This window comes from Pedococcus sp. P2_D7 (genome assembly GCF_056404295.1).
In genome coordinates this window covers 161,982-174,701 of the sequence record NZ_JBFUEH010000001.1, presented here as the reverse complement: position 1 = coordinate 174,701, position 12,720 = coordinate 161,982, and the positions used below count along the sequence as shown (strand labels likewise).

Annotated in this window: 10 protein-coding genes and 3 tRNA genes; 2 read left to right on the top strand and 11 right to left on the bottom strand. The window is 69.7% G+C overall.

From position 1 onward, the window contains the following. Positions 1–97: 97 nt before the first annotated feature. The 6 genes from AC1DWJ_RS00815 to AC1DWJ_RS00790 form a co-directional block, all read right to left on the bottom strand. Positions 98–1,903 (bottom strand): sensor histidine kinase, encoded by a 1,806-nt coding sequence (locus AC1DWJ_RS00815; protein ID WP_457256803.1) that lies wholly within the window; start codon positions 1,901–1,903, stop codon positions 98–100. Positions 1,904–2,406: 503 nt separating this feature from the next. Next, complete coding sequence (locus AC1DWJ_RS00810) at positions 2,407–2,547, bottom strand: hypothetical protein (RefSeq protein WP_457256805.1); 141 nt, start codon at positions 2,545–2,547, stop codon at positions 2,407–2,409. Positions 2,548–2,847: 300 nt separating this feature from the next. Continuing rightward, a tRNA-Val gene (locus AC1DWJ_RS00805) sits at positions 2,848–2,922 on the bottom strand. Between the two features lie 31 nt (positions 2,923–2,953). Then, positions 2,954–3,024: transfer RNA gene (locus AC1DWJ_RS00800), tRNA-Cys, on the bottom strand. 22 nt (positions 3,025–3,046) lie between these two features. Beyond that, positions 3,047–3,119 (bottom strand) — tRNA-Gly (locus tag AC1DWJ_RS00795). A gap of 32 nt (positions 3,120–3,151) precedes the next feature. Next, positions 3,152–4,321 (bottom strand): YihY/virulence factor BrkB family protein, encoded by a 1,170-nt coding sequence (locus AC1DWJ_RS00790; RefSeq protein ID WP_457256807.1) that lies wholly within the window; start codon positions 4,319–4,321, stop codon positions 3,152–3,154. A gap of 32 nt (positions 4,322–4,353) precedes the next feature. Here AC1DWJ_RS00790 and AC1DWJ_RS00785 point away from each other — a divergent pair, with 32 nt between their 5' ends. Then, positions 4,354–6,000 carry an acyl-CoA dehydrogenase family protein gene (locus AC1DWJ_RS00785; RefSeq protein ID WP_457256808.1) on the top strand — a complete coding sequence of 549 codons (1,647 nt, stop codon included), beginning with the start codon at positions 4,354–4,356 and terminating at the stop codon, positions 5,998–6,000. Positions 6,001–6,079: 79 nt separating this feature from the next. Here AC1DWJ_RS00785 and AC1DWJ_RS00780 read toward each other — a convergent pair whose 3' ends face one another. From AC1DWJ_RS00780 to zapE, 3 genes are all read right to left on the bottom strand, one after another. Then, positions 6,080–6,460, bottom strand: coding sequence for a VOC family protein (locus AC1DWJ_RS00780; RefSeq protein WP_477619779.1), 381 nt, complete (start codon positions 6,458–6,460; stop codon positions 6,080–6,082). 93 nt (positions 6,461–6,553) lie between these two features. Next, complete coding sequence (locus tag AC1DWJ_RS00775) at positions 6,554–7,516, bottom strand: polyphosphate kinase 2 family protein (RefSeq protein WP_477619778.1); 963 nt, start codon at positions 7,514–7,516, stop codon at positions 6,554–6,556. 50 nt (positions 7,517–7,566) lie between these two features. Continuing rightward, a complete protein-coding gene (gene zapE / locus AC1DWJ_RS00770) occupies positions 7,567–8,571 on the bottom strand; it encodes a cell division protein ZapE (RefSeq protein ID WP_477619777.1) in 1,005 nt (334 codons plus the stop codon). A 50-nt stretch (positions 8,572–8,621) separates the two neighbouring features. Between zapE and AC1DWJ_RS00765 the strand changes: the two genes are divergently transcribed. After that, positions 8,622–9,338 carry a dihydrofolate reductase family protein gene (locus AC1DWJ_RS00765; RefSeq protein WP_477619776.1) on the top strand — a complete coding sequence of 239 codons (717 nt, stop codon included), beginning with the start codon at positions 8,622–8,624 and terminating at the stop codon, positions 9,336–9,338. Positions 9,339–9,351: 13 nt separating this feature from the next. On the opposite strand, the gene AC1DWJ_RS00760 is transcribed toward AC1DWJ_RS00765, so the two are convergent. Continuing rightward, complete coding sequence (locus AC1DWJ_RS00760; RefSeq protein WP_477619775.1) at positions 9,352–10,521, bottom strand: alpha/beta hydrolase family protein; 1,170 nt, start codon at positions 10,519–10,521, stop codon at positions 9,352–9,354. Then, a complete protein-coding gene (locus AC1DWJ_RS00755) occupies positions 10,521–12,701 on the bottom strand; it encodes an ATP-dependent DNA ligase (RefSeq protein ID WP_477619774.1) in 2,181 nt (726 codons plus the stop codon). Before AC1DWJ_RS00755 ends, AC1DWJ_RS00760 begins: the two co-directional genes overlap by 1 nt. Between the last annotated feature and the right edge of the window lie 19 nt (positions 12,702–12,720).

Below are 12,720 nucleotides of genomic sequence, written 5' to 3'. Positions count from 1 at the left end.
TCGACACCCGCAGTAGTGGCACATGGCTCCGTCTCTCTCCGGCTCGACCCGTTCCCCGACCCTAGGCCACGTCGTGTCGTGGGCCGCGCGTGGACCTTCAGGCGGCCGGAAGGCCAACGCGGAAGGTCGTGCCCCTGCCGAGCTCCGACTCCACGGTGATCGAGCCGCCGTGGCGCGCCACGATCCGGGTGACGATGCTCAGCCCCAGGCCGGTGCCGGGGACTTGCAGGGCCGCGGGGTTGGTGCCGCGGAAGAACTCGGTGAACAGCGACTGCTGGTCTTCGTCGGAGATGCCCATTCCCTCGTCGGCGCAGAGCAGGACGAGGGATTCATGGTCGCGCCGTGCGCTGAGCCGCACCGCCCCGTGGTCTGGACTGAACTTCACGGCGTTGCTCACCAGGTTGTCCAGGACCCGGCCGAGCTCCTCGGCGTTGCCGAGCACCACCGCTTCCCCCTCGACCAGGTCACTGGTCAGGCTGATCCCCCGTTGTTCGGCGGTTGGCCGGAACATGTCCATCGCGTCCTGCGTCAGGTGCGCGAGGTCCAGCCGGCTGCTGACCAGTGGCCGGTCCGGGTCGCTGACCTTCGACAAGGTGAGCAGGTCGTCAACCAGCGCCTGGAGCCGGTGGGTGTTGCGCTCGATGACGCCCAGGGACCAGCCGGCGTCTTCTTGTGGGTCGTCCTGAAGCAGCTCCACGTGTCCGACGATGGACGCGAGCGGGTTCTTGAGCTCGTGGGCCACCGTCGCGAACAAGGAGGTCTTGGCGCGGTCGCTGCGGCGCAGCTGCTCGACCAGCCGTCGTTCGAGGTCGAGCAGGCGCCCGTTGACGACGGCCCTCCCGATGTCACGGCCCATCTCCAGGGCCGCCGCTGCCTCCGCATCGCTCCAGAGTGCCTCGTCGGCCGAGCGGGCGATGACGAGGTGGCCGAGGCACTGGGTGCCTGAGCCGATCGGCGCGAGCATCAACGAGCCGCCACCGAAGGGGGCGGTGAACGTGAGCATGGTGCCGATTTCCGCCTCGCTCAACAGTCCCTGCGGCTCGCTGGCCCCGGCGCGGATCATCCCGGCCGTCCGCTCTCGCCAACAGTGCTGCGCGACGCGCCGCACCAGGTTGATGACCTCAGCGGGGGCATTCGGCGCCCCCAGGCCCGCGTGCACGACGAAGTCCTCGGCACTCGTTGAGCTCCGGTCGGAGAAGACCCTGACCCAGATCGCGGAGCCGTCCAGGCCATCCAACACCGGTCCGACGACCGCTTCGACGGCGCGAGCAGGGTCGAGAAACTCCTGGGAGATGCGGGCGACCGTGTGCACCGCGGCCGCGAGGCGGGCCCGTTCGGTGAGCGCGAGCCGTTGTTGCGCCCCGTTGATCGCGATGCCAGCCTGGTTCGCAAACACCTCCAGCAGACCCTGCTGCACCTCGTCGGGCCGCTTGCCGCTGATCGGAAGGTCCACCGAGATGATGCCGAGCCAGGTGCCGGTGACGTCGTAGAAAGGAGCCAACAGCGTGTCCAGCGGGTGCCAGGCATCCGGGTCACCGGTCGCGCCGTCCGCCCATCCCTCCGCCACCCATCCGCGTTGCGCCGTCTGCGGCAGTCGGTCCGCTGGGACGAACCGCAGCGTGCCCCACCGCTCGGCGATCTCGAACTCGGCCTCGACCAGGGCGCGCGGGGTCCGTCGCCCCATCAGCTCCTCATGGGCGCCGGGGTCACCGGCCACCGCGACGACCTCGAGCTCGTCGTCCGGTCGCAGCAGACTGATCGCAGCGACGCGGAAGCCGACGACGTCCGCTGCGCCCTCGACGATCAGGTCGAGCAGGTCCTGCAGACGCTCCTGCCCGCTCGCGCGGTTCATCAGCTCTGACAGTCCCCGCAGCGCCTGCACGCCTGCGGAGGTCAAAACCATCGCTCACCCTCACTCATTGCTATGGCCCCCGAACTCGGCAACAGGTTACCTGCAGCCGGGCCCACCACCTGCTTCGACATGCCCTGCTCCAGGTCATGCTCTCGTTTGGCCACGGCCTTGATCCGGGCAACGGCACGCCTACAACCGTGGGTACCGGGAGCTGGGCGACGCCATCAGCGACTGCGGGGCCGGGTTCCTGGCCGCTGGGCGAACCGACGAATCGCCCTACCGCCCGCGGGGTTGATGGGGGGAGGACTCCTCCGCGCCGGCAACCACGCGACTCGGTGGCTGAGGTTGGCTGTCGGCCGCGCCCTCCAGGAGCGCCCTGACGAGAGGACCGCCGGCACCATCCAGTCGGTCGAGCACCGACGGGCCATCTTCCATGAGGGGCACGAATCGTTCGAGGAATCGCCGCCACATGCCACACGCCCTTCCCACCAAGGACTGAGTACACCGATGCTACGGATAACGACGAAGGGAGGGCGGGGGTCACGCCCTGCGGCTCACCTGAACTTGGTCCAGGTGAGGAACAGGCCGACCCCCACAACCACGACGAGGGTGAGCAGCGCGAGGTCTTGCCAGATGGGGGTAGTCCGGTAGGTGCGCTTGGTGGGTTCCTGTGCGTGACGGGCTCGCTGGGCCATCCGGGCAACTCCTCGGTCGGAAAGGCTCGTCCTGGCTGGACTCGAACTGTGTCCTACCCCGTCACACGGCATCCATTCGCTCAACCGCGGATAGAACAACCGAACGGACGACCCATGACTGACACCCACGCCGAGGGCGGCCCCACACGCCGCGGGCGACAACTCCGCGGTCTCGAGCAGAGTCCGGCAGCGGATCTCCTGCCTCGTGATCCGGGCGTGGAGGAACTCGCTGAAGGCCACGTGCCTACAAAGGCGAAGGCCCCTGGTCTGCGCATCCGCAGGTCAGGGGCCGTTTCGTGCTGGTGGGCGATACTGGGTTTGAACCAGTGACCTCTTCCGTGTCAAGGAAGCGCGCTACCACTGCGCCAATCGCCCCGGGTGGTGCTTTTCGGGTTCGTACGTGTCGAGGTGGAGACGGGATTTGAACCCGTGTACGCGGCTTTGCAGGCCGCTGCCTCGCCTCTCGGCCACTCCACCGTGAAGGCGGTCAAACCCTCCGAGCGGATGACCGGGCTCGAACCGGCGACCTCAACCTTGGCAAGGTTGCGCTCTACCAACTGAGCTACATCCGCATTCACGCGCTATTGGTGTTGAACGGGGTGTTTCACCCGCTGCGCGTGCGTGCAGACATTATCCGATCATCGGCGTCGTCTCCAAATTGGGTGTCGTCGGTGTCGGTTCCAGGCGTCCGCGGCATGGGGGTCAGCGGCTTTCGCGCCTCGTCGCGCAGCGCCTTCACCGACGTCGACAGCTCCTCGTCGGCCTGCGCTGCGCCCGCAGCGGCAGCCTCGGCCGACGCCTCAGGGCCGTTGACCGGTCGGGTGGAAGCCTTGCGCCGCTTCGCCCAGCCCTTGACCCACTCGACGCCCTTGGCCCGCAGGGAGAGCCGGTCCTCGACCGGCCACATGGCGCGGATGGCCGCGTTGAGGGCCGCCCCGATGAGGACCGCGATGGCCAGGGCGTAGAGGAAGATCAGCAGGACGATCGGGGTCGACAGCGGACCGTAGATCGACGTGCCCCCACTCACGGACGCCGTCAGCGTCCCCCGGAGGATGAACGACGCCAGCACCCAGATCACGAGCGTCAGCACCGCCCCCGGCACGTCGCGCAGCCACGGCGACCGCCTGGGCGTGGAGATGTGGAACAGCGTCGCGATGCTCGCCACGGCCAGGACGCTCACGACCGGCCAGTAGAGGTAGGTGAGGAAGTGCACCTCCTCGGGCAGCAGGTCACCGAGCCACGACGGGCCGATGACGACCAGCGGGATCACGATGATGCCGACGAGCAGGGACAGGAAGTACAACGTCAGGGACAGCGCGCGGGTGCGCACGATCCCCCGCTCCCCCGACTGCCCGTACATGATCGAGATGGTGTCGACGAAGACGTTGAGGGCGCGCGACCCCGACCAGATCGACAGCAGGAAGCCCAGCGAGATGAGGTCGCCACGGCCGTTCTGCAGCACGTCGTTCGCGGTCGGCAGGATGATCTGGTCGACGACGTTTGCCACCAGGAACTCCGACGAGAAGTCCTGGATCCCCTTGATCAGGTCCTTGACGATGTCGTTGCCGAGCCACCCGCCGACATACCCCACGCCACCGAACAACCCCAGCACGAGGGGTGGCAGCGACAGCAGCATGAAGAACCCGGCTTCCGACGCCAGGCCGGTCACCCGGTAGCGCAAGCAGACCCGGATCGTCTCCACCGTGAGCCTCGCCGCGGGCATGGCGCCGGGCACGCGGAGCAGTGCGCGCCGTACCCGAGCCTTGGGAGTCACCCCGTCACGGTATCCCGGCATAGTGTGCCCCCGTGCCCACCCACGCCGTGACCAACCAGGTACCCCCGCTCCCCGACGCCAACACCGTCACCTCCCAGCCCGCCCTCGAGGAGGGCCTGCGACGCTGGGCCAGCCAGGCGGCATACGACGAGGTATGCGCCCTGGGCGCCCGCGCGGGGAGTGCCGAGGCGCGCGAATGGGCGGTGCAGGCCAACGAGAACGAGCCGGTCCTGCGCACCCACTCCCCCACCGGGGAACGCCTCGACGAGGTGGACTTCCACCCCGCGTGGCACGAGCTGATGACCGTCGCTGTCGGCGCCGGCCTCACCGCCGAGCCGTGGACCCGGCCGACGGGCAGCGGGGCGCACGTGCGCCGAGCCGCCGGCTTCATCGCCTGGTCGGAGAACGAACAGGGTCACCTCTGCCCCATCTCCATGACGTATGCCGCCGCGCCGGCTCTCGCTGCCAACCCCGCGCTCCAGCAGCGCTGGCTGCCCCAGATCGCCTCGCGCAGCTACGACTTCGGGCTGCGACCGCTCGACCGGAAGCGTGGGGCCCTCGTGGGGATGGGGATGACCGAGAAGCAGGGCGGCTCGGACGTGCGCGCCAACACCACCCGGGCGGTCGCCACAGCGGGCGGTCCGGTCGAGGGCGGCGACACCTACCGCCTGACGGGTCACAAGTGGTTCTGCTCTGCGCCGATGAGCGACGGGTTCCTCGTGCTCGCCCAGACGGAGGCCGGCATGGGCTGCTTCCTCGTGCCGCGCGCGCTCGACGACGGCACACGCAATCCCTTTGCGCTGCAACGCCTCAAGGACAAGCTGGGCAACCGCTCCAACGCCTCGTCGGAGGTCGAGCTCGACGGCACCTGGGGCGTGCGGGTCGGCGACGAGAGCCGAGGCATCCGCACGATCCTCGACATGGTGGCGGCCACCCGCCTCGACTGCATCCTCGGCTCGGCGTCCACGATGCGCGCGGCGCTGGTGCGTGCGGTCCACCACGCCCGCCACCGGTCGGCCTTCGGTGCGCTGCTCGTCGACCAGCCCCTCATGGCGAACGTCCTCGCCGACCTGGCGCTCGAGGTCGAGGCCGCGACCACGCTGGCCCTGCGCCTCGCCCACGCCGTCGACGAGGGTGACACCGCGCTCTCGCGGCTGGGCGTCGCCGTGGGCAAGTACTGGGTCTGCAAGCGCACTTCGCCCATGGTTGCCGAGGCGCTGGAGTGCTTGGGCGGCAACGGTTACGTCGAGGAGAACGGCCTGGCCCGGCTCTACCGCGAGGCCCCCCTCAACTCGATCTGGGAAGGCTCGGGCAACGTCAACGCGCTCGACGTCCTGCGTGCCATCACGCGCGAACCAGTGTCGGTCGAGGCGTTCCGCAAGGAGCTCGCGCTGGCGCACGGGCACAGCTCCGTCCTCGACGCCGCGATCGCGCGGGTCGACGACGTCGTCCGGTATGCCGCGGAGCCGGGCGCGCAAGCCGGCGCGCGGCACGTCGTGGAGCAGCTTGCGGTGACGCTGCAGGCCTCGCTGCTCGCCCGGCACGCTCCGACCGAGGTCGCGGACGCGTTCGTCGCCAGCCGTCTCGGTGGGCAGCACGGCGTGACGTTCGGCACCCTCGACGCCGGTCTGTCGGCCACCCACGCTCGGGTGATCGTCGACCGGGCGTTCAGCGCGTAGGAGCGGGTCGAGGGCGGGTCAGGGCTGATCAGCCCTGGTCCTCGATCAGCCCTGGTTCTCGATCAGCCCTGGTCCTCGATCATCCCTGGTCCTCGATCACGGACAGCACGTTTCCCGCCGGGTCGGTGAACCAGGCGATGAGCGGGCCGCCCTTGCGGAAGATGCCCTTGGCATCGGTCTCCATCTGGGTGCCCTCGTACTTCTCGAACACGACACCACGCGAGGTCAGGTCGTCGACGGTCGCCTCGATGTCAGCGACCGGGAAGTTGAGGATCGTGAAGCCTGCCGGCACGTGGTCGGGCTTGGGGTAGGCGATGGCGTGGTGGCCGCCGCCCAGCTGGATCTGCAGGATGCCGTGGTCCTCGGTCACCTCCAGCCCGAGCTTGTCGGCGTAGAACGCGCGGGCGGCCTCGGTGTCGGGCACCGAGAAACCGCTGAAGGCCTTGGACTCGCTGAGCATCGTTGCTCCTTCGGTGGAGGTGGTCAGGGCCGACCCACGTCGGTCCCCTACGAGTACCGACCCGCAGAGCGTGCCGAACTCATCGCGACCCAGTCACGACTTGGCGAGTCGCTCCTTCTCGGCTTCGACGTCGAAGTCCGCCGGGGGCCACTGCGGGTCCATCTGGGCCAGGTGCTCGAGGACGAGGTTCTGGACGGCGAGGCGGGCGTACCACTTTCGGTCGGCCGGCACGACGAACCAGGGCGCTGCTGCGGTGGACGTCTTCTCGAAGACTGCCTGGTAGGCCGCCTGGTACTCCGGCCAGTGCAGCCGCTCGTCCACGTCGCCCGGGTTGTACTTCCAGTGCTTGTCCTCACGGTCGAGCCGTTCGGTGAGCCGCGCCTTCTGCTCGTCGGAGGAGATGTTGAGCATCACCTTGACGATGGTCGTGCCGGCGGCGGCCGCCTTGGCCTCGAAGTCGTTGATCTGCGCGTAGCGGCGAGACCAGGTCGCGCGCGGCACCAGCTCGTGGACCCGCACGATGAGGACGTCCTCGTACTGCGACCGGTCGAAGACCCCGACCTGTCCGGGAGCCGGCAGGGCGTTGCGGATCCGCCAGAGGAAGGGGTGCGCGCGCTCCTCGCGCGAGGGAGCCTTGAAGGCCGTGTACTTCACGCCCTGGGGGTCCATCTGTCCCACGACGTGGCGCATGATGCCGCCCTTGCCCGAGGTGTCCATGCCCTGCACCACGAGCAGGAGGGACCGCTTCACGTCACCCTTGGACTCGGCGTACAACCGCTCCTGGAACTGGCTGATCTCACCGGCCCGCGCAGCGAGGGCCTGCTCGCCATCAGCCTTGTCACCGTCGAAGCCAGGGGTCGAACGCGGGTCGCAGTCGGCGAGGATGAAGCCCTCGCCCACCCTCAGCGCGTCGGCGAAGCTCGAGGGTGCCGGAACACCCTTGTCCGAGGCCACCGTCGCGTCGAGCCCGGCGACCTTGGACTTCTTGTCCCCCTTGGCCTTCTTGAGGTTCTTGCCGCTGTCCTTCGCGCCCTTGTCCTTCTTGCCCTTGCTCATTCCCGCATCCTGTCAGTGCCGGTCGTGCCGCGCGAGGGATGTCGGGCGACTCAGTGCTCTGGGTGGCGTGCCAGTGCGGTCAGTCGACTGATCGCTCGGTAGTACTTCTTGCGGTAGCCGCCCGCCAACATCTCTGCGGAGAAGACCTCGTTGAGCGGGAGACCGCTGGCGTACAACGGGAGGTCAGCGTCGTAGAGACGGTCGGCCAGGACGACCAGGCGCAAGGCCACGGCCTGGTCGGTGACCGGCCGCACGTGGGTCCAGCCGACAGCGGTGACCCCGTCGAGCAGTGCGCGGTAGCGGCTCGGGTGCACGTGGGCGAGGTGTCGCGTCACATCGACGAAGTGGTCGAGCACGCCGCCCTCGCCGTCGACGCCCTCGCGCACCTCGTCCTCGGACGACGGCGGCGGGCTGTCCACGGTGTCGCGGTGTCGGTAGTCGGGCCCGTCCACCGTGAGCACCTCGAACCGGGCCGAGAGCGACTGGATCTCGCGTAGGAAGTCCTCCGCTGCGAACCGCCCCTGGCCCAACGCATCGGGCAGCGTGTTCGAGGTGGCGGCCAGCGAGACCCCGGCGCCGGCCAGTCGGGACAGCAGCGTGGCCATCAGCACCGTGTCGCCGGGGTCGTCGAGCTCGAACTCGTCGATGCAGACCAGCTGGTGCCCGCTCAACGCCTCGACGGTGGGCTGGAAGCCGAGGGCACCCACGAGGTTGGTGTACTCCACGAAGGTCCCGAAGGCCTTGTCGCCCTGGGCCTCGTGCCACAGCGACGCGAGCAGGTGGGTCTTGCCCACCCCGAACCCGCCGTCGAGGTAGATCCCGCGCCCGTCGTCGGCGGCAGCCTTGCGACGCCCGAACCACCCGCCGCCTGAGCGCTGTCCGAGCCCCGCGGCATACCCCTCCAGCCGCGTGACCGCCGCGGCCTGGGAGGGCTCCACCGGATCGGGTCGGTAGGTCGTGAAGCGCTCGGCGTCGAAGCGGGGCGGCGGCACGAGCTCGCGCACCAGCCGTCCACGGTCGAGCTGCGGGAATCGGTCCACGAGCGAGCCAGGCACGAGCGCAGCCTAGTGACGGGAGTCAGGGGATAAATGCAACACTGTGGGACATGCGCCTGCTGCTCGACTCGTCCAGCACCCATGCCCCCGGCGTGAACGTCGACGCCGCCACCCTCGCGGACCTCTACGTCGCGCCGGCCCGCCGATGGCTCCGGGCCAACTTCGTGGCCAGCCTCGACGGTGCCGCCAACGGGGCCGACGACCGTTCGGGGAGCATCAACACCCCGGCCGACCACGTCGTGTTCGACCTGCTGCGCCGACTCACGGACGTCGTGGTCGTCGGAGCGGGCACCGTGCGGGCCGAGGGCTACCCGTCCCTGCGGGCCGAGGACCCGAGGGCGCCCGTGCTCATGGTGGTCAGCCACCAGGGCAAGGTGCCCCCGAGCGTGGTCGACGGCCCGTTCGGCTCGGTCTACCTGATCACCCGGGAGGGCGCCGACCCCGCCGTGCTGGAAGCCTCACGGGGGGCCCTCGGCGAGGAGTTCGTCCTGACCTGCGGCCAGGACCAGGTGGACTTCGTGAAGATGCGCAACATGTTGGAGGACAAGGGTTTCCGCCAGATCCTCTGCGAGGGTGGCCCGAGCCTGCTCAACAGCATGCTGGCCGCAGGGGTGGTCGACGAGCTCGACCTCACGTGGTCGCCGATCCTCGTCGGGGGCGAGCACCCCACCATCGCGCGCGGTCCGAACCTCAACCTGCCTGCGTCGCCGACGCTCCTCCTCGAGGAGGACGGCACCATCCTCAGCCGCTGGTTCGTCAACCGCTGACAGACGCGCTGGGTCACGAGCTGACGAACTCCGACACCGACGCCTCCCAGCGCTCGGGGTCGACGTTCCACTCCTTGGTGTGCCTGGCGCGGTCCCACCGTTCCATCGTCACGAGGTCCGGCCGCGCCCCGGCGAGGGCGAGCGACGGTCCGACCGGGACGAACTCGTCATCGACCGAGTGGATCAGCAGGACGCGGTGCTGCAGCTCGCCCGCGCGCGACACCCAGTTGGTCTTCGCCACGTCCACCGGGTCGTGCACGCCCACGAGCCGCCGCGCCGAGCGCCGTCCCATGAGCGCGCGGCTCAGCCCACCGATGGGAGCGGGTATGCCGTTGGCTCGCGCGTGGTGCGCGATCACGTCTCCCCAGTCGATGACCGGGGCGTCGAGGATCACGTGGGTGACGTGCTCGGCGAGCCATGACCGTCCGAGGGTCTGCAGCACGATGGCGCCACCCATCGACCAGCCCACCAGCACCAGCTCCCGCGCCCCTCGCTGCACCGCGAGCAGCCCCGCGTCCTCGATGTCACGCCACTCGGAGAGACCGAGGTTGTAGCGGCCGTCGGGGCCACTGCGGGCACCGAGGTCGTTGCGGTAGCTGGGGATGATGACGTTGATACCCGCGTCGTGCAGGGGGCGCACCGCGCGCAGGCCCTCCTGACGCCGGGCACCACGACCGTGGACGAGGATCGCCCAGCGGTCCGACTGGGCCGGCGCGGGCACGACCCAGGCCGGCATGGTGCCGAGCTCGGTGTCCACGTCGACGTACTCGGTGCGCAACCCGAGCGAACGGTCGGGAGGGCTCGCGAAGTAGTACTGGTTCCAACGGCCGAACCCGCTGGTGAGCTGCCCGAAGTCGACCCCCAGGAGCTCACGGCGCACGCGGCCGGAACCCTCGTGGACCTCCAGCACCTCACCCACCCGCGCATGACCGCGGTCGCCGTCGAGCCAGAGTCCGTAGCGCCCTGGCGAGAGCGTGTCGGGGCTGACGCCCAGGGTCACCGAGTCGCCCTCGACCGCGAGGATCTGGGTGTCGTCCGGGCGCTGGCGGTCGGGCGTCAGCACCCGGCGGGCGAAGTAGGACGCCGCGCCCAGGGTGCTGAGCGCGCCCGCTGCGGCCAGCGAGCCCGCCGTGACCGCTCCGGCGATGGCTGCCTTCCGGGCGGGGGTGGACGAGGCCGCCACTACTTCTCCCCCGACCCGTGCTTCTGGGTGGCGGTCTCGCCCAGCACGTCGGCGAGGTCGAAGCTGACCGGCTCCTCGAGCTGGTCGTAGGTGCAGGACTCCGGCGTCCGGTCCGCACGCCAGCGCACGAACTGAGCCGTGTGGCGGAACCGGATGCCCTCCATGTGGTCGTACTTCACCTCGACCACCCGCTCCGGCCGCAGCGGGGTGAAGGACAGGTCCTTGCCGGCGTTCCACCGCGAGGTCGCCCCGGTGGTCGGGGTGCGGCTGCCCATCTCCTGGGCGGCCCACGCCCACGGGTGGTGGTCGAAGTCGGTGACCAGGGGCTGGAGCTCCTCGAACAGCTCCTTGCGCCGGGCCATCGGGAAGGCCCCGATGACGCCGACACTCTGCAGCGAGCCGTCGTCGGTGTGCAGACCCAGCAGTAGGGAGCCGATCGCGTCGTCGCCGCTCTTGTGGGTGCGATAGCCGGCCACGACGCAGTCGGCGGTGCGTTCGTGCTTGATCTTGAGCATCAGCCGCTTGTCCGGGACGTAGGCGATGTCGAGCGGCTTGGCGATGACGCCGTCGAGCCCGGCTCCCTCGAACTGCTCGAACCACTCCTGCGCGACCGACGGGTCGTCGGTGGCACGGGTCAGGTGGATGGGCGGCTGGACCTCCGCGAAGGCCTCCGCCAGGCGCGCGCGCCGCTCCGCGAACGGGCGCTCGGTGAGGTCCTCATCGCCGATCGCCAGCAGGTCGAACGCGACGAAGCTCGCCGGCGTCTCCGCTGCCAGCCTCTTCACCCGGCTGGCGGCTGGGTGGATCCGTTGCTGCAGTGCGTCGAAGTCGAGTCGGTCACCGGTGTCGCCGATCAGGACGATCTCGCCGTCCACCACACACTTCTCCGGGAAGTTGGCCAGCACCGCCTCCACCACCTCGGGGAAGTAGCGCGTCATCGGCTTCTCGTTGCGGCTGCCGATCTCGACCTGGTCACCGGACCGGAAGATGATCGACCTGAAGCCATCCCACTTGGGCTCGAACAGGTAGTCACCGGTCGGGATCCCCTTGACGGGCTTGGCCAGCATCGGGGCCACCGGTGGCACCACCGGACCCCACACCGTGCGCAGGTCGGCGTCGCGCTCGGCCTTGGGCGGCATGTAGTCCTCGTCGGACTTGTCCTTGCGACGCTTGCTCGGCTGCACGCGGGGCGGCTCCCCCGGCATCTTCGGGTAGTCCGGGGGGAAGTTCAGCTCGCCGAGTCCCCGCTCCTCGATGTCCTTGTCCCACAACGCGATCGCCGCGGCCACATCCCCCACCGCGTCGTCCATCCCGGCCCAGGCATCGCCGTAGGCCGCCACGATGCCGGGGACGGTCCGCACGGTGAAGTCGCCGGGGCTGACGCCCGGCAGCGCGTCCCAGCTGACCGGCATACTCACCGGGGCCCCGGGCAGCGGGCGCGGGCTGTAGGCGGACGCGATGGTGCGGTCACGGCACGCCTGGTTGAAGTCGACGAAGACGCGCTCGCCCCGCTCCTCCTTCCACCAGGAGGTCGTGACGAGGTCGGGCAGCCGACGCTCGAGCTCGCGCGCGATGCCGATGACCCCGTGCCGCACGTCGAGGAACTCGTGCGTGGGCGCGACGCGGACGAAGACGTGCACCCCGCGGTTGCCGGAGGTCTTCGCCCACCCCGTGAGCCCGAGCTCGGTCAACAGCTCGCGCAGGACCAGGGCCGCCTCGACCGAGTCCTTGAAGTCGCGCCCGGGTTGGGGGTCGAGGTCGATCCGCAGCTCGTCGGGGTTGTCGACGTTGCTGGTCCGCACCGGCCAGGGGTGGAAGGTCACGGTGTTCATCTGCATCGCCCACACGACGGCGGCCGGCTCGTCGACCACCACCTGGAGGTGCTTGCGACCGGAGGGGTAGGTGCACATGACCGGGTTGATGAAGTCGGGCATCCCCTTGGGCGGGTTCTTGGTCCAGAACTCCTCGCCGGTGATGCCCTCGGGGAACCGCTGGAGCGTCACCGGGCGGTTGCCCAGCGCGCCCATGAAGGGGTCCGACACCTCGACCGCGTACTGCGCGAGGTCGAGCTTGGTGATCCCGTCGTCGGGCCAGATCAGCCGGTCAGGGCTGGAGACGCGGACCAGCCGCGACCCCTCAGGACCCCCCGGGACTTCCAGCTCGGTTGCTTTGGCCGCCATGGCGCGAGCCTAGCCGGGG

Coding starts and splice junctions, on each gene's coding strand:
- AC1DWJ_RS00815 (WP_457256803.1), bottom strand. CDS start 1,903: ATGGTTTTGACCTCCGCAGGCGTGCAGGCGCTGCGGGGACTGTCAGAG.
- AC1DWJ_RS00810 (WP_457256805.1), bottom strand. CDS start 2,547: ATGGCCCAGCGAGCCCGTCACGCACAGGAACCCACCAAGCGCACCTAC.
- AC1DWJ_RS00780 (WP_477619779.1), bottom strand. CDS start 6,460: ATGCTCAGCGAGTCCAAGGCCTTCAGCGGTTTCTCGGTGCCCGACACC.
- AC1DWJ_RS00775 (WP_477619778.1), bottom strand. CDS start 7,516: ATGAGCAAGGGCAAGAAGGACAAGGGCGCGAAGGACAGCGGCAAGAAC.
- AC1DWJ_RS00765 (WP_477619776.1), top strand. CDS start 8,622: ATGCGCCTGCTGCTCGACTCGTCCAGCACCCATGCCCCCGGCGTGAAC.
- AC1DWJ_RS00755 (WP_477619774.1), bottom strand. CDS start 12,701: ATGGCGGCCAAAGCAACCGAGCTGGAAGTCCCGGGGGGTCCTGAGGGG.